At 69.6% G+C, this 19,319-nt stretch carries 17 protein-coding genes; 6 read left to right on the forward strand and 11 right to left on the reverse strand.

The window, feature by feature from the left end:
• Nucleotides 1-37: 37 nt before the first annotated feature.
• Genes ACIPPM_RS15045 through ACIPPM_RS15065 form a run of 5 tightly spaced genes read right to left on the reverse strand, consistent with a single transcriptional unit; the run spans nt 38 to nt 5,597 of the window.
• Nucleotides 38-1,093, reverse strand: a complete 1,056-nt coding sequence (locus ACIPPM_RS15045; protein ID WP_401447440.1) for an ABC transporter ATP-binding protein — start codon at nt 1,091-1,093, stop codon at nt 38-40.
• Entirely contained in the window at nt 1,086-2,060 is a 975-nt protein-coding gene (locus ACIPPM_RS15050; protein WP_401447443.1) for an ABC transporter ATP-binding protein, read from the reverse strand. The genes ACIPPM_RS15045 and ACIPPM_RS15050 overlap by 8 nt, the downstream gene beginning before the upstream one ends.
• Nucleotides 2,061-2,068: 8 nt before the next feature.
• A complete protein-coding gene (locus tag ACIPPM_RS15055; protein ID WP_401447445.1) occupies nt 2,069-3,052 on the reverse strand; it encodes an ABC transporter permease in 984 nt (327 codons plus the stop codon).
• Entirely contained in the window at nt 3,045-3,968 is a 924-nt protein-coding gene (locus ACIPPM_RS15060) for an ABC transporter permease (protein ID WP_401447447.1), read from the reverse strand. Before ACIPPM_RS15060 ends, ACIPPM_RS15055 begins: the two co-directional genes overlap by 8 nt.
• Before the next feature lie 6 nt (nt 3,969-3,974).
• A complete protein-coding gene (locus tag ACIPPM_RS15065; RefSeq protein ID WP_401447449.1) occupies nt 3,975-5,597 on the reverse strand; it encodes an ABC transporter substrate-binding protein in 1,623 nt (540 codons plus the stop codon).
• 280 nt (nt 5,598-5,877) lie between these two features.
• Between ACIPPM_RS15065 and ACIPPM_RS15070 the strand changes: the two genes are divergently transcribed.
• The 6 genes from ACIPPM_RS15070 to ACIPPM_RS15095 all read left to right on the forward strand — a co-directional run bounded on the left by ACIPPM_RS15070 (nt 5,878) and on the right by ACIPPM_RS15095 (nt 12,607).
• A complete protein-coding gene (locus ACIPPM_RS15070) occupies nt 5,878-6,414 on the forward strand; it encodes a hypothetical protein (RefSeq protein ID WP_401447451.1) in 537 nt (178 codons plus the stop codon).
• Between the two features lie 321 nt (nt 6,415-6,735).
• Nucleotides 6,736-8,604, forward strand: coding sequence for an ABC transporter substrate-binding protein (locus tag ACIPPM_RS15075; protein WP_401447453.1), 1,869 nt, complete (start codon nt 6,736-6,738; stop codon nt 8,602-8,604).
• Between the two features lie 46 nt (nt 8,605-8,650).
• Nucleotides 8,651-9,715: an ABC transporter permease gene (locus tag ACIPPM_RS15080; protein ID WP_401447455.1), complete on the forward strand. Its 1,065-nt coding sequence runs from the start codon at nt 8,651-8,653 to the stop codon at nt 9,713-9,715.
• Entirely contained in the window at nt 9,712-10,623 is a 912-nt protein-coding gene (locus ACIPPM_RS15085) for an ABC transporter permease (protein ID WP_401447457.1), read from the forward strand. The genes ACIPPM_RS15080 and ACIPPM_RS15085 overlap by 4 nt, the downstream gene beginning before the upstream one ends.
• Complete coding sequence (locus ACIPPM_RS15090; protein ID WP_401447460.1) at nt 10,620-11,615, forward strand: ABC transporter ATP-binding protein; 996 nt, start codon at nt 10,620-10,622, stop codon at nt 11,613-11,615. The genes ACIPPM_RS15085 and ACIPPM_RS15090 overlap by 4 nt, the downstream gene beginning before the upstream one ends.
• Nucleotides 11,612-12,607 (forward strand): ABC transporter ATP-binding protein, encoded by a 996-nt coding sequence (locus ACIPPM_RS15095; protein WP_401447462.1) that lies wholly within the window; start codon nt 11,612-11,614, stop codon nt 12,605-12,607. The genes ACIPPM_RS15090 and ACIPPM_RS15095 overlap by 4 nt, the downstream gene beginning before the upstream one ends.
• Nucleotides 12,608-12,623: 16 nt before the next feature.
• Here the strand turns inward: ACIPPM_RS15095 and ACIPPM_RS15100 are convergent, their stop codons facing one another.
• The 6 genes from ACIPPM_RS15100 to ACIPPM_RS15125 form a co-directional block, all read right to left on the reverse strand.
• Nucleotides 12,624-13,016, reverse strand: a complete 393-nt coding sequence (locus ACIPPM_RS15100) for a VOC family protein (RefSeq protein WP_401447464.1) — start codon at nt 13,014-13,016, stop codon at nt 12,624-12,626.
• Nucleotides 13,017-13,127: 111 nt separating this feature from the next.
• On the reverse strand, nt 13,128-14,285 hold the full coding sequence (locus tag ACIPPM_RS15105) for an ABC transporter ATP-binding protein (protein ID WP_401447466.1): 1,158 nt from the start codon (nt 14,283-14,285) through the stop codon (nt 13,128-13,130).
• Complete coding sequence (locus tag ACIPPM_RS15110; RefSeq protein WP_401447468.1) at nt 14,278-15,324, reverse strand: ABC transporter ATP-binding protein; 1,047 nt, start codon at nt 15,322-15,324, stop codon at nt 14,278-14,280. The genes ACIPPM_RS15105 and ACIPPM_RS15110 overlap by 8 nt, the downstream gene beginning before the upstream one ends.
• A 51-nt stretch (nt 15,325-15,375) precedes the next feature.
• Nucleotides 15,376-16,299, reverse strand: coding sequence for an ABC transporter permease (locus ACIPPM_RS15115; RefSeq protein ID WP_401447470.1), 924 nt, complete (start codon nt 16,297-16,299; stop codon nt 15,376-15,378).
• A 33-nt stretch (nt 16,300-16,332) separates the two neighbouring features.
• Nucleotides 16,333-17,259: an ABC transporter permease gene (locus ACIPPM_RS15120; protein ID WP_401447473.1), complete on the reverse strand. Its 927-nt coding sequence runs from the start codon at nt 17,257-17,259 to the stop codon at nt 16,333-16,335.
• A 185-nt stretch (nt 17,260-17,444) separates the two neighbouring features.
• Nucleotides 17,445-19,094, reverse strand: a complete 1,650-nt coding sequence (locus ACIPPM_RS15125) for an ABC transporter substrate-binding protein (protein ID WP_401447475.1) — start codon at nt 19,092-19,094, stop codon at nt 17,445-17,447.
• Between the last annotated feature and the right edge of the window lie 225 nt (nt 19,095-19,319).

A 19,319-nucleotide genomic window follows, 5' to 3' on the forward strand; every position in this document is an offset into this window, starting at 1 on the left:
CGTGCGGGTGCCGTGAAACGGGCCGGGATACGCCATGTCATCCCGGCCCGTTGCCGTGCCCCTCCATCGCGCCCGGCACGACGTGCCGTTCCGCCGCGAACAGACACGCCGACGGATGCGCGACCGGACCGCCCACCGACCGGAACTCCTCCGGCACCGCCAGCTCCGGCACCTCGACAGCGCACCGCTCCTCCGCCTTCCAGCACCGGGTGCGGAACCGGCACCCGGAGGGGATCGCGGTCGGGGACGGCACGTCACCGCTCAGGATGATCCGCTCCCGGCGCGCCCGCGCCTCCGGATCGGGCACCGGCACCGCCGACAGCAGCGCCTGGGTGTACGGGTGCGTGGGGTGCTCGTAGATCTCCGCGTCCGTGCCGGTCTCCACGATCCGGCCGAGGTACATCACCGCGACCCGGTCCGAGATGTGCCGGACGATCGACAGGTCGTGCGCGATGAACACGTAGGACAGCCCGAACTCCGCCTGGAGCCGATCCAGCAGGTTGATCACCTGCGCCTGCACCGACACGTCCAGCGCGGACACCGGCTCGTCCGCGACGATCACCTCCGGGCGCAGCGCCAGTGCCCGCGCGATGCCGATCCGCTGCCGCTGGCCGCCGGAGAACTGGTGCGGATAGCGGCCCAGGAACTCCGGGTCGAGCCCCACCACCTCCAGCAACTCCTGGACCTTGCGACGCCGTTCGCCCTTGGGAGCCACCTCGGGGTGGATCTCGTACGGCTCCCCGACGATGTCCCCGACCGTCATCCGGGGGTTGAGCGAGGTGTACGGGTCCTGGAACACCATCTGGATGTTCCGCCGCACCTCCTTCAGGCGGCGCCCGGACGCGCCGGTGATGTCCTCGCCCCGGAAGCGGATCTCGCCCTCGGTGGGCCGTTCCAGATGGCAGAGCAGCTTGGCCACGGTGGACTTGCCGCACCCCGACTCGCCCACGATGCCGAGGGTCTCGCCCCGGCCCAGGCTGAAGTCCACGCCGTCGACGGCCTTCACGGCACCGATCTGCCTGCGCAGCACGATGCCCCGGGTCAGCGGGTAGTGCTTGACCAGCCCGCGCGCCTGAAGAATCGGGTCAGCCATCGAGGCACTCCCTCCAGAAGTGGCAGGCGCTCGCCCTGTCCGGCCCCGCCTGGTACGGCGGGGGCTCGTCCGTGCGGCAGACGTCCCGTGCCAGCGCGCAGCGCGGATGGAAGGCGCAGCCGGACGGGATGTGGCTCAGGCTGGGCGGCAGACCGCGGATGGCGTACAGCTCCTGCCCCTTGTGGTCGAGGCGGGGGATGGAGTCGAGCAGGCCGCGGGTGTAGGGGTGGGCCGGTGCCTTGTAGATGTCGTGCACGGGCGCCGACTCCACGATCCGGCCCGCGTACATCACCGCGATCCGGTCGGCCACGTCCGCGACCACGCCGAGGTCGTGGGTGATGAGGACCAGCCCCATGTCGTACTCCCGGCGCAGCTCCGCGAGCAGGTCCATCACCTGGGCCTGGACGGTGACGTCGAGGGCGGTGGTGGGTTCGTCGGCGATGACGAGGGCGGGTTCCAGCGCGATCGCCATCGCGATCATGATCCGCTGGCGCATGCCGCCGGAGAACTGGTGCGGATAGTCCCGCACCCGCTGGGCGGCGCCGGGGATGCGTACCCGGTCCATCAGCTCGACGGCCCGTTTCCGGGCGTCCTTGCGGGACATCCCGCGGTGCACGGTGAACATCTCCCCGAGTTGGTCGCCCACGCTGAGCACGGGGTTGAGGGCGGACAGCGCGTCCTGGAAGATCATCGCCATTCCGGCGCCCCGGATCTTCCGCCGCTCCTCCTCCTTCATGGTCAGCAGGTCGCGGCCCTGGAAGAGGATCTGGCCGCCGGTGATCCGGCCGGGCGGTGTGTCGAGGATGCCCATCACGGCCTGCGCGGTCACCGACTTGCCGGACCCGGACTCCCCGAGCACGGCGAGCGTCTCGCCCGCGCCGACCTCGTACGACACCCCGTTGACGGCCTTGGCGACACCGTCGCGGGTGCGGAACTCCACGTGCAGGTCGCGTACTTCGAGCAGCACGGTCACCGTCACCTCAGCTTCGGGTCGAGGGCGTCGCGTACCGCGTCGCCGAGCATGATGAAGGCCAGGACGGTGACCGCCAGCGCCCCGGAGGGCCAGAGCAGGGCGTGCGGGGCGTTGCGGATGTAGGGGGAGGCGGCGGAGATGTCGATGCCCCAGGAGACGCTGGGCGGCTTCAGACCGACGCCCAGGTACGACAGGGTGGCCTCCAGCGAGATGTAGGTGCCGAGCGCGATGGTGGCCACGACGATGACCGGGGCGACCGCGTTGGGCGCGATGTGCCGCAGCAGCAGCCGGGCCGGTGAGGCGCCGAGCGCGCGGGCGGCCTGCACGTAGTCGTTCTGCCGGGCGGTGATGACGGAGCCGCGGGCGATCCGGGAGATCTGCGGCCAGCCGAGCAGCACCATGAACCCGACGACGGGCCAGACGGTGTTGCTGGTGACCACCGACAGCAGCACCAGGCCGCCGAGGACGACCGGGATGGCGAAGAAGACGTCGGTGATCCGGGACAGCACCGCGTCCCAGCCCCCGCCGAAGAACCCGGCGAGGCCGCCGAGCACCGACCCGAGCAGCGCGACCCCGAGCGTGGCGCACACGCCCACCGTGACCGAGGTGCGCGCGCCGTACACCGTGCGGGTGTAGACGTCGCAGCCCTGGCCGTCGAAGCCGAAGGGGTGGCCGGGCGCGGAGCCGTCCTGGGCCTTGGCGAGGTCGCAGTCGAGGGGGTTGCCCGAGGTGATGGCCGAGGGCCAGATGGAGATGACGACCAGGAAGAGGATCACCAGCGCGGAGAGCAGGAAGACCGGGTTGCGGCGCAGGTCCCGCCAGGCGTCGGACCAGAGCGAGCGCGGCTTGCTGTCGGGCCCGCCGCCCGCCGGGCCGCCGGGCACCCGTTCCAGCGTGGCGGCCTCGCCGGTCGCGAGGTCCATCGCGCCGCCCATGCCGGTCCCGGCGATGGCTCCGCGCGGCTCGTACGACGACGGCTCAGGCATAGCGAATCCTCGGGTCGAGTACCGCGTACAGCAGGTCGACCAGCAGGTTGGCGACCAGGAAGACCAGGACCAGCACGGTGACGAAGCCGACCACCGTCTGCGTGTTCTGCCGCAGGATGCCCTGGTAGAGCTGGAAGCCGACGCCGTGGATGTTGAAGATCCGTTCGGTGACGATCGCGCCGCCCATCAGCGCCCCGATGTCGGTGCCGATGAAGGTGACCACGGGGATCAGCGAGGTCCGCAGCAGGTGCCGTACCACGACCCGGCGCCGGGGCAGCCCCTTGGCGACGGCGGTACGGACGTAGTCGGAGCGCCGGTTCTCCGCGATCGAGGTACGGGTCAGCCGGGTGACGTAGGCCAGCGAGACCGACGCCAGCACCAGCCCCGGCACGATCAGCTCGCCGAACGGCGCCTCCGGCGAGACCGAGGGCTTGATCCACCCCCACTCCACGCCGAGCAGCAGTTGGAGCACCAGGCCGGTGACGAAGGTCGGCACGGAGATCACCACGAGGGTCAGCAGCAGCACCCCGGTGTCGATCGGCTTGCCCCGGCTCAGTCCGGTGAGCACCCCGAGGCTGATGCCGACGACGAGCTCGAAGAGGACGGCCACGATGGTCAGCCGGACGGTGACGGGAAAGGCGGCCGCCATCAGCTCGGTGACGGGCTGTCCGTTGAACGCGGTGCCGAAGTCCCCGGTGAAGACGTTCCCCATGTAGGTCGCGTACTGCTGCCAGAGCGGCCGGTCGAGGCCGAACTCGCGTCGGAGCTGGGCGGCGGTGGCCGCGTCGCACTGCCGCTCCCCGCACAGGCCCGCGACGGGGTCGCCCATCACATTGACCATCAGGAAGATCAGCAGGGTGGCCCCGATGAACACCGGGACCATCTGGAGCAGTCGCCGGACGACGTAGCGTCCCATGGCGGGTCAGCTGACCTTGATCTCGTTGTACACCGGCACGCTGAACGGGTTGAGCTGGACGCCGGTGAGCCGCTGGCTGTAGCCCGCGTTGCCGTTCTGGTACCAGAGCGGGATGGCGGCCATGTTGTCCCGGACGACCTCCTCGGCCTGCTGGAAGGTGGAGATGGCCTGGGCCGGGTCGGTCTCGGCGTTGGCGCGGTCCACCAGCTCGTCGAACTCCGAGTTGGACCACTGGCCGTCGTTGGAGGAGGCGCCGGTGAAGTACAGCGGCTGCAGGAAGTTCTGGATGAGCGGGTAGTCCATCTGCCAGCCCGCGCGGAAGGGGCCGCTCATCTTGTGCTGGCCGAGCTGGTTGCGGAAGTCGGCGAAGGTGCCGACCGGGTTGCCGACGCAGGCGTCGTCCTTGCCGAGGGCGTGGTTGATGGAGTTGCAGACCGCGTCGACCCACTCCCGGTGCGAGCCGGTGTCCGCGTTGTAGGTGAGCTTCAGGGTGCCGCCGGGGATGCCGCCGCCCTGCCGGACCAGCCGCTTGGCGGCCGCCGGGTCGTACTCGCAGGCGTGTCCGCACAGGCCCGCCTTGAAGCCGCCGTCGGTGCCGAGGACGGGTGAGGTCCAGTCGGTGGCGGGGGTGCGGGTGCGCTGGAAGATGGTCCGGGTGATCTGGTCCCGGTTGATGGCCATGGAGAGCCCGGTGCGGACCTTCTCCATGCCGGGCCGGTTCCAGCGCTCGTCGTAGTACGGGAAGGCGAGGGTCTGGATGATGCCGGCCGGGGTGTTGATGTACCGGTCGCCGAGGTCGGTCTTCACGTTCTTCAGCTGGGCGGCCGGGATGTCGTCGGCGAGGTCGAGGTTTCCGGACATCAGGTCGGTGTAGGCGGTGTTGGTGTCGGTGTAGACCTTGAGGATCACCCCGTCGTTGACCGCCTTGTCGCCGCCGGGGTAGCCGTCCCACTTCCGCAGGGTCATCTGGGAGCCCTTGGTGTAGGACTCGATGGCGTACGGGCCGTTGCCGACCGGGGTCTTCAGCCAGGCCGCGTGGTCGGTGAAGAAGGCGCGGGGCAGCGGGGCGAAGGCGGCGTAGCCGAGGGTGTCGGGGAAGCCGGAGAACTTCTGGTTCAGGGTGACGGTGAAGGTGCGGTCGTCGACGACCTTGAGCCCGGAGAGGGTGTCGGCGTGCTGGCTCCCCATCTCGGGGTGGACCTGGTCGTAGCCGTCGATGTAGCCGAAGAAGTAGGCGTTCTTCTGCTTGTTCTTCAGGCTCGCGCCGTAGTTCCAGGCGTCGGTGAAGGAGCGGGCGGTGACCTTCTCGCCGTTGGAGAAGGTCCAGCCGTCCTTGAGCTTCACGGTGTAGTGCCGGGAGTCGGTGGTCTCGATCGACCGGGCCAGCATGTTCTGCGCCTCGCCGGTCTTCGGGTCGTACCGCTTCAGGCCCCGGAAGACCATGTCGAGCACCTTGCCGCCCTGCACCTCGTTGGTGTTGGACGGCTCCAGCGGGTTCTGCGGGTCGCCCCAGGAGGAGGTGAGCATCCCGCCGTCCGCGGCGCCGCTCGCTCCCCCGCCGCAGCCGGTCGCGGCGAGCGCCAGCGCGGCGGCGCCGACGAACCATCGGGCGTGCGTGAATCCGCGCATGGCCACCTCCGCAGTCCATCTCCGGCACGCTGTTCCTGGTGCCAACTATCGGCATGAACGACACGGGGCGCATGCGCACTGACCCGTCTGCGGCGCTCCTTACCCCTTTCAGTGCATTCGGGAGCGGCGCAAAGCGAAATCAGTCGATCCACATATCCGCGGCAAGCTCAAGAAGTACTCAAATGCGTTGGCTGGTGCGCGAGTTGCGTGAAGTATCTGACGCGTCCCGAACAAACGGGCGGATGACCACCGCCCCATGTCCTCACGGGGAAGGCAATTCATGAGACGTGCCCTGAGCACAGTCCTGTCCACCGCGCTCCTCAGCGGTGGCGCGGTAGCGATCTCCGCAGCACCCGCTTCCGCGGGAATCGTCTGCGACAGCTCGCCGATCTACAGCGTCGGCGACAAGCGGACGGTCTGGAAGGCGACCAACGTCCACAGTGACTGGGCGAAGCCCGGCGTGACCATCAGCTACGCGAAGAACAAGACCGGCTCCTGGACCGCCACCGGTACCGCGCAGTTCGGCACCGAGGCAGGCGTCGTCTTCGCCAAGGTCTCCACCTCCTTCAGCGTCTCGGTGGGCAAGACCTGGTCGAAGTCCGACACGTGGACCTACTCGGCCACGGTCAAGAACCAGCGCGGCAAGTCCAAGGGCCGCCTGATGATGTACCACGAGGCCAAGGGCTTCAGCGTCACCAAGTACCGGCTGGTGCCCAACGGGCGGCAGCAGTGTGTCAAGCAGAAGGTCTGGAAGAAGACCGGCGCTGTGGCGCCGGTGAAGCGCAACAACAACCTCTGGGGCATCCAGTACGGATGATCCGGACCACGCTGTACCCCCACCGGCTTGCGGCCGGTGGGGGCACAGCCCTTCGCGCACCCTCTCACCAGGCGATCCGCGGCGCCCGCGACCTCCGTCAGGCCCTCACCAGGACCGCTTCACCGGACTAGACCAATGACCCGAACCGAGCCGACCATCACTCGCTTTCCCGCAGGCCACGGCGGCCCTTCAGGCCGTTGACGCGCGCAGATCAGCGCTGATAGACAAGCTCATCCATCTCTACCGCCGACCCGTCGGCCGATCCAGGTCACCAGTCCAACAGGCGCTGTTCGTACGAGTGATGACATGAGGTCATGAGCCATGAGCCCACACGATCAGCACGGGGTGGAGCAGGCGCCGCGCAGACGCCCCTGGTCCCCGGTCCACCGGCTCGTGGCCGCCGGGACCGCCGCCCTCGCCCTCACCGCCGGTCTCGCCACTCCGCTCGCTCCGGCACCGAGCCGGGCGGAGGCGGCCCCCGCCGACAAGGTCCTCACCGTCGCCGTCGCCCAGAGCGTCGACTCGCTCAGCCCGTTCCTGGCGTTCCGCCTGGTCAGCACCAGCCTGCTGCGGCTGACGTACGAGTACCTCACCGACTACGCCCCCGAGGACGCCCGCCCGGTCCCCGGCCTGGCGACGAGCTGGAAGCCCTCCGCGGACAAGCTCACCTGGACCTACACCATCCGCTCCGGAACCAAGTGGTCCGACGGGCAGCAGGTGACCGCCGAGGACGCGGCCTGGACCTTCGACAAGCTGATGACCGACGAGGCAGCCGCCACCGCGAACGGCAGCTTCGTCACCAACTTCCGCAAGGTCTCCGCACCGAGCCCCACCAAGCTGGTCATCGAACTGAAAAAGCCGCAAGCCACGATGGCGGCCCTCGACGTGCCCATCGTGCCCAAGCACGTGTGGGAGAAGGTCAAGGACTATTCCAAATTCAACAACAATGAGAAATTCCCTGTCGTCGGCAATGGCCCCTTCGTGCTCGCCGACTACAAAGCCGACAGTTATGTGCGGCTGAAGGCGAACAAGAACTTCTGGCGGGGCGCGCCGAAGTTCGACGAATTGGTATTCAAGTACTACAAGGATCAGGACGCGGCGGTGGCCGCCCTCCGCAAGGGCGAGGTCTCCTTCGTCGCCGGTTCGCCCTCCCTGACCCCCGCCCAGGCGGCCTCCCTCAAGGGCGACAAGAACATCCGCGTCAACGACGCTCCCGGCCGCCGCTTCTACGCCCTGGCCGTCAACCCCGGCGCCCGGTCGAAGGACGGCAAGAAGTTCGGCGACGGTGACCCCTCCCTGCTGGACCAGCGGGTTCGGCACGCCCTGTTCAGCGCCGTCGACCGCGAGACCATCGTCGACAAGGTCTTCCAGGGACACGCCGTCCAGGGCCAGGGCTACATCCCGCCGCGCTTCGCCGGCTACCACTGGAAGCCCGCCGCCGGCCAGGAACTCGCCTACGACCCCGCCGAGGCGGCCCGGCTCCTCGACCAGGCGGGCTACCGGACCAACGGCGACGGCAAGCGCCTCGGCAAGGACGGCAAGCCGCTCAGCTACCGCGTGCTGTGCCACGCCACCGACCCGAACGACAAGGCGGTCGGGCAGTACCTCAAGGAGTGGTGGGGCAAGCTCGGCATCGGCATGACGCTCGACTGCCTGGACAACGTCACCGACCCCTGGCTCGCCGGCAAGTACGACCTCGCCTTCGACGGCTGGTCCGTCAACCCGGACCCGGACTACGTCCTGTCCATCCACACCTGCGGAGCGCTGCCCGCCACCCCGAAGGACACGGGCGCCACCGACAACTTCATCTGCGACAAGACCTACGACGGCCTCTACGCCAAGCAGCTCGCCGAGTACGACACCGCGAAGCGGGCGACGCTCGTGAAACAGGCCGAGTCCCGGCTGTACGACCTGGGCTACATGAACGTCATGGCCTACCCGAACGCCGTCGAGGCCTACCGCACCGACCGGATCGAGTCGATCGAGACGATGCCCAAGGCCGCGGGCAACATCTACGGCCAGGACGGCTACTGGAGCTGGTGGTCCGCGGTCCCCGCGGAGTCCGGTTCCTCCGGCGGCTCCGGCTCGGTCGGCGTGGTCATCGGCATCGTCGGTGGCATCGTGGTGCTCGCCGTGGCCGCGTTCTTCCTCGCCCGGCGCCGCCGCACCACCGCCGACGACCGCGAGTAGCCCATGAACCGGACCATCCCACCCACCCGGCCACCGGTGGTGCGTCATGACCGCTGACACCGAGCCGACACCGGCCGACACCGCGGGCCCGGTCACCACCGGGCCCGCGGCCCCCGGGCCGCGCTCCCGCGCCGGGAGCGGCTACGTCCGGTACGGGGCCAGCAAGCTGGGCGGCGCGCTCGTCTCCCTGCTCGCCGTCCTCGTCACCGGGTTCTTCCTCTTCCGGCTGATCCCCGGTGACCCGGTACGGACCATGACCGGCGGCCGACAGGTCTCGGCGGAGCAACTGGCCGCCTATCGAAGGCAGTTCGGTCTCGATCTGCCGCTGTGGCAGCAGTTCACGGACTACTGCGGCAAGGCGCTCACCGGCGATCTGGGCACCTCGTACCAGTTCCGCACCCCGGTGATCGACAAGATCACCGAGGCCCTGCCGAACACCCTGCTGCTGACCGGCACGGCCTTCGTGCTCTACACCGCGCTCGGCATGTACCTGGGGACACGGTCGGCGTGGCGGCACGGCCGCCTCGGCGACCGGCTGAACACCGGCCTGGCCCTGACCCTGTACTCGCTCCCGTCCTTCTGGCTCGGCCTGCTGCTGATCATCGTGTTCTCCGTGGGCCTGGGGCCCGTACCCGGCCTGTTCCCGACCGGCGGCATGGAAGCAGGCGGCACGGAGGGCTTCGCCCATGTCCTCGACGTCGCGCACCACCTCGTCCTCCCGGTGATCACCCTGGTCGCCGTCGAGTACGGGCAGACCCTGCTGGTCACCCGATCCGCGCTGCTCGACGAGATGGGCAGCGACTATCTGACGACCGCACGCGCCAAGGGCCTGCGGGACGACCAGGTACGCCGCCGGCACGCCGTGCCCAACGCGCTGCTGCCGACCGTCACCCTGGTCTTCGTGAACCTCGGGCGGACCGTCGCCGGCGTGATCCTGGTCGAGACGGTGTTCTCCTGGCCGGGCCTCGGCGGCCTGTTCTACCAGGCCCTGAGCGTGCCCGACCTGCCGCTGGTGCAGGGCCTGTTCCTCTTCTTCGCCTCGGCGGTGATCGTCATGAACACGCTGGCCGATCTGGTCTACCCCCTCTTCGACCCCCGGGTGGGCCGATGACCTCCTCCACCACCGCACCCGGCCCCCAGGCACTCGCCCGGCAGCGCCGCCTCCGTTCCGCCGCGCGGTTCTGGCGGCAGTACCGCACCCATCGCGCCGGGCTCCTCGGACTCGCGGCGCTCGTCGTCTTCACTCTGCTCGCGCTGACCGCGCCGCTGACCGTCGGCTCGGACGTGTCCGGCGTCACCGACGCGCCGGGCGCGCCCCTGGAGGCGCCCAGCGGACAGTTCCCGCTGGGCACCGACCGGTTCGGCCGGGACCTCCTGGGCCTGGTGATCTGGGGCTCGCGGGTCTCGCTGCTCGTCGGACTGCTCGCGGCCGTGCTGTCGGTGGCGATCGGCGCGCTGGTCGGGATCACCGCAGGCCACTTCCGGGGTCCGTACGCGACCATGCTGATGCGGATCACCGACTGGTTCCTGGTGATGCCGACCCTGGTGCTCGCCATTGCGCTGGCCACCGTCATGTCCCGTTCCCTGGGCACGGTGATCCTCGCCATCGGCGTCACCACCTGGCCGACGACCGCCCGGCTGGTGCGGGCACAGACGCTGGCCGTGGAGTCACGGCCGTACATCGAGCGGGCCAAGGCGCTGGGGGGCGGCCACTGGCACATCATGACCCGGCACGTCCTGCCCAACGTCATGCCGCTCGTCCTGGCCCAGACCACGCTGATGGTCTCCGCCTCCATCCTGTCCGAGGCGACCCTGGCCTTCCTCGGCCTCGGCGACCCCTCCGTCGTCTCCTGGGGCGGGCTGCTCCAGGACGCGCGCGAGGCGGGCGCGGTGAGCGCGGGCGACTGGTGGTACCTGGTGCCGCCCGGCATCGCGATCGCCCTGGTCGCGCTGGCGTTCACCCTGTGCGGACGCGCCGTGGAATCCGTACTCGATCCCCGGCTGGGGGTGGCCCGTTGACCCTGCTGGAACTGCGGAACCTGACCGTGACCTACCCGGGCGGGGCCGCCGCCGTCCGGGGGGTGGACCTGTCGGTGGCGGCGGGCGAGAAGCTCGGAATCGCCGGGGAGTCCGGCTGCGGCAAGTCCACGCTGGCACTCGCCGCGCTGCGGCTGCTCCCTGTCGGCACCCGGGTGGGCGGGCAGGTCCTGCTCGACGGCGAGGACATCCTGGCGATGCGCTGGGGCCGGGTGCGCGCGGTGCGCTGGGCGGGCGCGTCCATCGTCTTCCAGGGCGCCATGCACTCGCTGAACCCGGTGCACCGGGTGGGCGAGCAGATCGCGGAGCCGGTCCTGCTGCACGGCCGGACGACACCGGCCGCGGCCCGGAAGCGGGCCGGTGAGCTGCTGGAACAGGTCGGTCTGCCCGCCGCCCGCGCGAGTGCCTACCCGCACGAACTCTCCGGCGGCCAGCGGCAGCGCGTCATGATCGCCATGGCGCTCGCCTGCGACCCGCGACTCGTCATCGCGGACGAGCCGACCACCGCGCTGGACGTGATGATCCAGGCGCAGGTCCTCCGCCTGATCGAACGGCTCGTCAGCGAGCAGGACGTGGCCCTGGTCATGATCAGCCACGATCTGGCGGTCCTCGCGGACACCTGCGACCGGCTCGCCGTCATGTACGCCGGCCGCGTGGTGGAGGAGGGCGCCGCCCGCGCCGTCCACGAGGATGCCCGGCACCCCTACGCCCGCGCCCTGTCGGGCGCGTTCCCGCGCATCGGCGACCCGGCCTCCCGGTTCGCCCCGCGCGGCCTGCCCGGCGACCCGCCCGACCCGTTCGCGCTGCCCGCCGGGTGCGCCTTCCACCCGCGCTGCCCGGTGGCCCTGCCGGGCTGCGCCACCGACGACCAGCCGCTGCGGGCGGCCGGAACCGGGCGGGAGGCGGCGTGCGTGCACGTGGGGGCGGACACCGAGGACGCCGCGACGACACCGAAGAGCAGGAGCACCCCATGACGACATCGGAGCCGGCCCCCCTGCTCACGGCGCGCGGGCTGCGGGTGGTCTTCCCCGGCCGGTCCGGGGACGCGCCCGCCCGCGCCGTCGACGAGGTGGAGCTGGACATCCGGCCGGGCGAGATCGTCGCCCTGGTCGGCGAGTCCGGCTGCGGCAAGTCCACGCTCGCCCGCGCCCTGCTCGGGCTGGTGAAGCCCACGGCGGGAGAGGTGTCGTTCGCCGGACGCCCGCTGGAGTACTCCACCCGTGCCCTGCGGGCCTACCGCCACCGTGCCCAGTTGATCCTCCAGGACCCCGTCGGCTCGCTCAACCCCCGGCACACGGTGTACGACGCGGTGGCCGAGGGCCTGCGCATCCACGGGTACTCCGGGGACGAGCGGGCGGCGGTCGCGGACGCGCTGTCCCGGGCCGGACTGCGGCCCCCGGAACGCTTCTTCCCGCGCTACCCGCACGAGCTGTCCGGCGGCCAGCGCCAGCGCGTGGTCATCGCGGGCGCGCTGGTCCTGGAACCCGAACTCCTGGTCGCGGACGAGCCGGTGGCCTCCCTCGACGCCTCGGTGCGCGGTGAGATCCTGGAACTGCTGCTGCGGCTGCGCACCGAACTGGGCCTTGCCGCACTGGTGGTCACCCACGACCTGGGCCTCGCGTGGAACATCGCGGACCGGGTGGCGGTGATGTATCTCGGCCGGATCGTGGAGACGGGCCAGGTCGAGCAGATCCTCACCGCACCCCAGCACCCTTACACCCAGGCGCTGTTGTCCGTCCTGCCGGACGCGCCCAGCGACCCGGTGATCCTCACCGGCGAGCCCCCGGACCCCTCCCGCATCCCCACCGGCTGCCGTTTCCACGCCCGCTGCCAGGTCCTGGCCGGCGGCGAGGCGGAGCGGGCTGGCGTGGCGGACGCCTGCCGCACCGAGGACCCGGCCGTCCTGGACGCGGGCCCCACCTCCCAGGCGGCCTGCCACTGGGTGCACGCCCAGGTGACGGCGTAGGCCCCGCGCGTACGGGTCAGGCTTCGGGGGAAGCCACCAACTCGGCTTCGAAACCGTCCGAGTTGGCGAGATAGGCGGCGTAGTGCTCGGGCCCGCCCGCGTGCGGGTGCCGGTCGGGGAACAGCAACTGCCAGCCGTGCGCGGGTGCTCCGGCCGCGAGCGCGTCGACCGCGGCGGGCGGCCCGGCGTGGAAGGCGAGGTGGTTGAGGCCGGGCCGCAGCCGGTCGTGTCCGGTGCCGTGCAGTGCCGGGGACCGCTCGACGACGACATACGTCGGCCCCAGCCGCCAGCTACGGCCATTCTCCCAGCGCTGGTACGGCCGGTAGCCGAGGCGGCCCAGGAGCCAGCCCCACTCGGCCTCGGCGCGCGGAAGGTCGGGCACCCACAGCTCGACGTGATGCAGAGTCATGGCATTCTCCCGCGGAAGTGACGGTGCCTGCTGCGGAGTTCTCGCAGAGCGCCGTGTTCCCGGCACCCCTCGCGACGAAGGGCACCGGGAACACGGTGGGCGAAGCGGCGGTCAGGCGTTGACCACGTCCTTCTCCTCGGCGAAGTGGCACGCCGACTCGTGGGCCGCCGGGGTGTCGATGCCGTGGAAGCGCTCGGGCACGGCCAGCAGCGGCACCTCCTCGGCGCACTTGTCCTCCGCCTTCCAGCACCGGGTACGGAAGCGGCAGCCCGAGGGCGGGTTGGCCGGGGAGGGCACGTCGCCGCTGAGGATGATCCGCTCGCGCCGCTCACGGGCGGCCGGGTCCGGCACCGGCACCGCCGACAGCAGCGCCTGGGTGTACGGGTGCGTCGGGTGCTCGTAGATCTGCTCGTCCGAGCCGATCTCCGCCATCTTGCCGAGGTACATCACGCCCACGCGGTCCGAGATGTGCCGGACGATCGACAGGTCGTGCGCGATGAAGATGTAGGACAGGTTGAACTCGTCCTGCAGGCGCTCCATCAGGTTGATGACCTGCGCCTGCACCGACACGTCCAGCGCCGAGACCGGCTCGTCGCAGATGATGACCTCGGGGTTGAGCGCGAGACCGCGGGCGATGCCGATGCGCTGGCGCTGACCGCCGGAGAACTGGTGCGGGTAGCGGTTGACGTACTCCGGGTTCAGGCCGACGACGTCCAGCAGCTCCTGCACCCGCTTGCGCCGGTCGCCCTTCGGGGCCACCTCGGGGTGGATGTCGAAGGGCTCCCCGATGATGTCGCCCACCGTCATACGGGGGTTGAGCGAGGTGTACGGGTCCTGGAACACCATCTGGATGTTGCGCCGCACCGCGCGCAGCGCGCGGCCGGACAGCTTGGTGATGTCCTGGCCCTTGTAGAAGATCTCGCCGGCCGTCGCCGACTCCAGGTTCATCAGCAGCTTGGCGACGGTGGACTTGCCACAGCCGGACTCGCCCACGATGCCCAGGGTCTCGCCCTGGTAGAGGTCGAAGGAGATGCCGTCGACGGCCTTGACCGCGCCGATCTGCCGCTTGAACAGGATGCCCTGGGTGAGCGGGAAGTGCTTCACCAGGTCGCGGACCTGGAGGATCGGCTCACCCTGTCCGATGGGCGCCTCGATGGCGGCGACCGCCTCGACGTCGGTGGCCGCGTCGACCGTCTCCACCTCGGAGACGTTCGGCGTGGCGTCGTCCTTGGGCCCGTCGTCCTTCGCGAAATTCGTGGACTCAGCCATGGATCGTCTCCTTCCAGAAGTGGCAAGCGGAGGAACGGCCGGGGATCTCCGTGCCGTCCGGCTCGGTCACCGACACCAGCGGCGGAACGTCGCTGTGGCAGATGTCCTGGGCCGCGGTGCACCGCGGGTTGAACGCGCAACCCTTCGGGATCGCCTGGAGGTTGGGCGGCAGACCCTTGATCGCGTACAGCTCCTGGCCCTTCTGGTCCAGGCGCGGGATCGAGTCCAGCAGGCCCTTGGTGTAGGGGTGCGCCGGGCGCTTGTACAGCTCGTGCACCGGGGCGGTCTCCACGATCCGGCCCGCGTACATCACCGCGATCTTGTCGGCGACGTCCGCGACCACACCCAGGTCGTGGGTGATCAGGATCAGGCCCATGTTGTACTCGCGCTGCAGCTCGGCGAGCAGGTCCATCACCTGGGCCTGCACCGTCACGTCGAGCGCGGTGGTCGGCTCGTCGGCAATGATCAGGTCCGGCTCCAGGGCCAGCGCCATGGCGATCATGATGCGCTGACGCATACCGCCGGAGAACTGGTGCGGGTAGTCGTTGACCCGCTGGGCCGCGGCCGGGATGCGCACCCGGTCCATCAGCTCGATCGCCTTCGCCTTGGCGTCCTTGCGGGACATGCCCTGGTGCGCGCGGAACATCTCACCGAGCTGGAAGCCCACCGAGAGCACCGGGTTGAGCGAGGACAGCGCGTCCTGGAAGATCATCGCCATCTTGGCGCCGCGCAGCTTGCGCCGCTCGCTCTCCGGCAGCCGCAGGATGTCCTGTCCCTGGAAGAAGATCTCTCCCTTGGCGATGCGTCCGGGCGGGCTGTCCAGGATGCCCATGACCGCCTGCGCGGTCACCGACTTGCCGGAGCCCGACTCACCGAGCACGGCGAGCGTCTCGCCCGCGCTGACACTGTAGTTGACACCGTTGACCGCCTTGGTCACGGCGTCGCGGACCTTGAACTCCACGTGCAGATCGCGGACTTCGAGGAGCGGTGCGGTCCCGTCCGCTCCGGCGTTGCTGGGGGCCATCTCCAGGCTGGTCATGCCGTCACCTTCATCGTGCTGGGCCAAAGGGGTTCGACTCATGGCGGTGCCTCACCGGAGCTTCGGGTCGAGCGCGTCGCGCAGCCCGTTGCCCAGCAGGATGAAGCCGAGCGCCGTGATGACGATCGCCAGGCTCGGGTAGGTCCACATGAAGTCCTTGACACCCATGAAGTTGCGGCCCGCGGAGATCATGTTGCCCCACTCGGCGACCTCCGGGTCCACGCCGACACCGAGGTACGACAGCGACGCCTCGGCCACGATCGCGATGCCGACGTTGCTGGTGCCGTACACCAGCACGGAGGACAGCGAGTTGGGCAGGATGTGCTTGCGGATGATCCGGCTCTGGCTCGCGCCCAGCGCCTTCGCGGCGTGCACGTAGTCCATCTCGCGCACCGAGAGGATCTGGCTGCGCAGCAGGCGGGCGAAGGTCGCCCAGGTGAAGATGCCGAGCGAGAGCACTACGGGCAGCACGCCCCGGCCCATCAGCAGGATGAGGACGATGGCGCCGATCAGCAGCGGGAAGGCGAAGAAGACGTCGGCCACGCGCATGATCAGCGTGTCGACCCAGCGGCCGTAGTAACCGGCGACCGCGCCCAGGACCACGCCGATGACGAGGGCGACCAGGATCGAGGCCATGCCCACGACCACGGCGATGCGGCTGCCGTAGATGAGCCGGGAGAGCTGGTCGCGGCCCAGGGCGTCGGTACCCAGCCAGTGGCCCGCGCCCGGCGACTGGAGCGTCTGGGTCAGGTCCTGCTTGAGCGGGTCGTGCGGCACGAGCAGCGGCGCGAATATCGCGATCACGACCAGCAGCACAACGATGGCCAGGCCCACCACGGCGAGCTTGTTGGCGACGAAACGGTGCCAGATGTCGGACCACTGGCTGACCCGGGCGACGCTGGGTTCGGCTCCCGGGGGCGCCGGAACGGGACCGGCCGCCGTCGCCTCTTCGGTCTGCGAGACGAGTTCGGTCATTGTGAGACTCCTAGGAGGGGGCGATCCCGCGGGTCAGGCGAGGCGGATACGCGGGTCGAGGGCGGCGTACAGCAGGTCGACGACCAGGTTCAGCAGCACGAAGACCGCCACGCCGATCGTCACGACCCCGACGATGATCGGGTTGTTGTTCTGCTGGATCGCCTGGATCAGCGCGAGGCCGATGCCGTTCCAGTTGAAGATCGTCTCGGTGATGATCGCGCCGCCGAGCAGGGTGCCGAAGGAGATGCCCAGGTAGGTGATGACCGGGATGACCGAGTTCCGCAGGATGTGCCGCATCAGCACCGTCCTGCGCGGCAGGCCCTTGGCGACGGCCGTCTTGACGTAGTCGGCGCGCAGGACCTCCAGCATCGTGCTGCGCGCGAGCTGGGCCACCAGGGCCGCGTCGATGATCGCGAGCGTCACGGCCGGCAGCACGATGCCGCTCAGGCTGTCACCGGCGATCAGCGGGAACCAGTCCAGCTCGATCACGAACACGCGCTGCATGATCATGCCGAGCACGATCGACGGGATGCCGATGGCCAGCGTGGTGATGAAGGTCGCCGACACGTCCCAGATGGAGTATCTCCGCATGGCGGCCAGCACACCGACCCCGATGCCGATGACGACGTCGATCACGATGGCCGCGATCGCCAGCTCGGCCGTGTTGCCGAGCTTCGGGGTGAGGATCTCGGCGACCGGCCGGCCCTGCGTGTAGTCCGTGCCCAGATCACCGGTGAGGAGCTTCCCGACATAGGTGCCGTACTGGACCACCAGCGGCTTGTCGAGCCCGTACTGCTTGTGTAGCTCGGCGATGACCGCGGGGTCACGCGCCTTGTCGCTGCCCGCGATCTGGCCCACCGGGTCTCCGGGGAGCACGAACAGGCAGGCGAACAGGATCATCGTCGCGCCGAGCACGACCACGACCAACTGGCCCAGCCTGCGGACCACATACCTTCCCATGACTGCCTCTCTGCCTCGCTGCCTCTTCCTCGGCAGCTCCCGCGCCCCGGGAACGTGGGGGTGGGGTGGGGCGGGGTGGGGCGGGAGGACACTCCTCCCGAAGGGTCGTCGGGGGTCGCGGTGACCGAGCGGCTGCTCAGTCCCCACGACCCCCGGTTTCCGGATTCCGCCTGCGCGGTGACCCGCTACTTCAGGCTGAGCTCAGCCAGGTTCGGGTTCTCGTGGAAGTCCATCTTGATGTCGGCGAACTTCTTGGTGTTGACCAGACGGAGCTGGGTGCGGTTCCACAGCGGGATCAGCGCCTGGTCGCCCAGGGCCTTCTTCTCCGCCTGCTTGTACAGGGCGTTGCGGCCGGCCTGGTCGGCGGTGCCGCGGGCCTTGGCGAGCAGCGCGTCGAACTCCTTGTTGCTGTAGCGGCCACGGTTGTCACCGGTGACCTTGCCGTTCTCGTCCTTGTTGATGGACGCGGTGTCGAGCAGCGGGTACAGGAAGTTGTCCGGCGTCGGGTAGTCCGCGCCCCAGGCGAAGCGGTAGGCGCCGGTGGCGCTCGGCTTCTGCTGGTCGGCGAGCAGCTCGGCGAACGGCTTGGCGGTGGACTTCACCTTCAGGCCGAGGACGCTCTCGAGCTGCTGCTTGACGGCCTGCATCCACTCCTCGTGGCCGGCACCGGTGTTGTAGGCCAGCTCGAGGGTGGTGCCCGGCTTCAGGCCGCCTTCCTTGGCGAGCTGCTTGGCCTTGGCCTGGTCCTGCTTGACGCAGGAGGTGCAGAGGTTCTTCTCGTACACGTCCTTGAAGACGGGCGGCAGGATCGTCGTCGACTTGGTCTGCATCCCCTGGAAGACGCCCTTGATGATGGCGTCGCGGTCGATCGCGTAGGAGACCGCCTCACGGGCCTGGACGGTCTTCAGCGGACCGTTGTCGGTGATCGGGAGGAGGAAGTTCATCCCGTTCGTGTCGACGGTGAGCCACTCACCCTGCGGGTCGTACTTGGCCTTGGCGGCCGGAAGCTGCGGGGTGGGCATACGGGCCCAGTCGTACTGACCCGACTCGAAGCCCTGGTACTCCAGGGTGGAGCCGTTGGCCGAGTTCAGGATGTCGATCTGCACCTTGTCCAGGTGAGCCTTGGTCAGGCCGTAGCTGTCGTTACGGACCAGCGTGATCGACTTGTTGTGCTCCCACTGGCCCTGCATCTTGAACGGGCCGTTGCCGATGGGGGCCGTGTTGTACGCCTTGTTCTTGGCGTCGCCCGCGACCTTGGGCACCGGGCTGAAGACCGTGTGCGTGGTCTTGATGTAGAACTCGAAGTCCGGCTCGGAGAGCTTGACCTGGATGGTGTCCGCGGCCGGGGCGGTCAGACCGGACATCGTCTTCGACTTGCCGGACTGGGCGTCGGCGAAGCCCGCGATGCCGGCCATGTGGTAGGCCACGTCGGACGCGGCCGACTTCTGCGCCACGCGGTTCCAGCCACGGATGAACGACTCGGCGTCGACCGGCTCGCCGTTGCTGAACTTGGTGCCCGGCTTGATGGTGAAGGTCCAGGTCTTGCCGTCGGCGCTGACCTTCTTCGACGTGGCGAGCGCCGGGACGACCTGACCGTCGGCGGTCGGCTCGTAGAGGCCGGTGAAGAGGTTGTCCGTGACGAGGGTGCCCTCGGACTCCTGCGCGTTGTAAGGGTCGATGGCCACCGGCTCGGTGATACCCAGCCGGAAGGTGCCGCCCTTCTGGCCGGAGCCCTTCGAATCGCCCGAGTCGTCGTCCCCGCCGCCGCAGGCCGTGACCCCCAGTGCCACCACCGCAGCCATCGCCACCCACTTGGCACTCTTGGCACCGCGCATGGGTTCCTCCTCATGAGTCCATTGGTTCACCGCATGGGGGGATACGCGACACATCACCGTTGCCGGCGCCTGAAACGGTCAGGTACCCCCGTGCTCGTGAGTCGGTGTCGTCAACAGCGCTTGACCCGTCCTTCCGAGCTCTACGCGGCTAACTATCTGCCATGCCCGGCGGGACGAACCACACCTTCGAGGTCTCGGTTCGATCACACCTGGCGTCTACTTCTT

It is taken from the genome of Streptomyces sp. NPDC090119 (genome assembly GCF_044747085.1).
Lineage (GTDB): Bacteria > Actinomycetota > Actinomycetes > Streptomycetales > Streptomycetaceae > Streptomyces.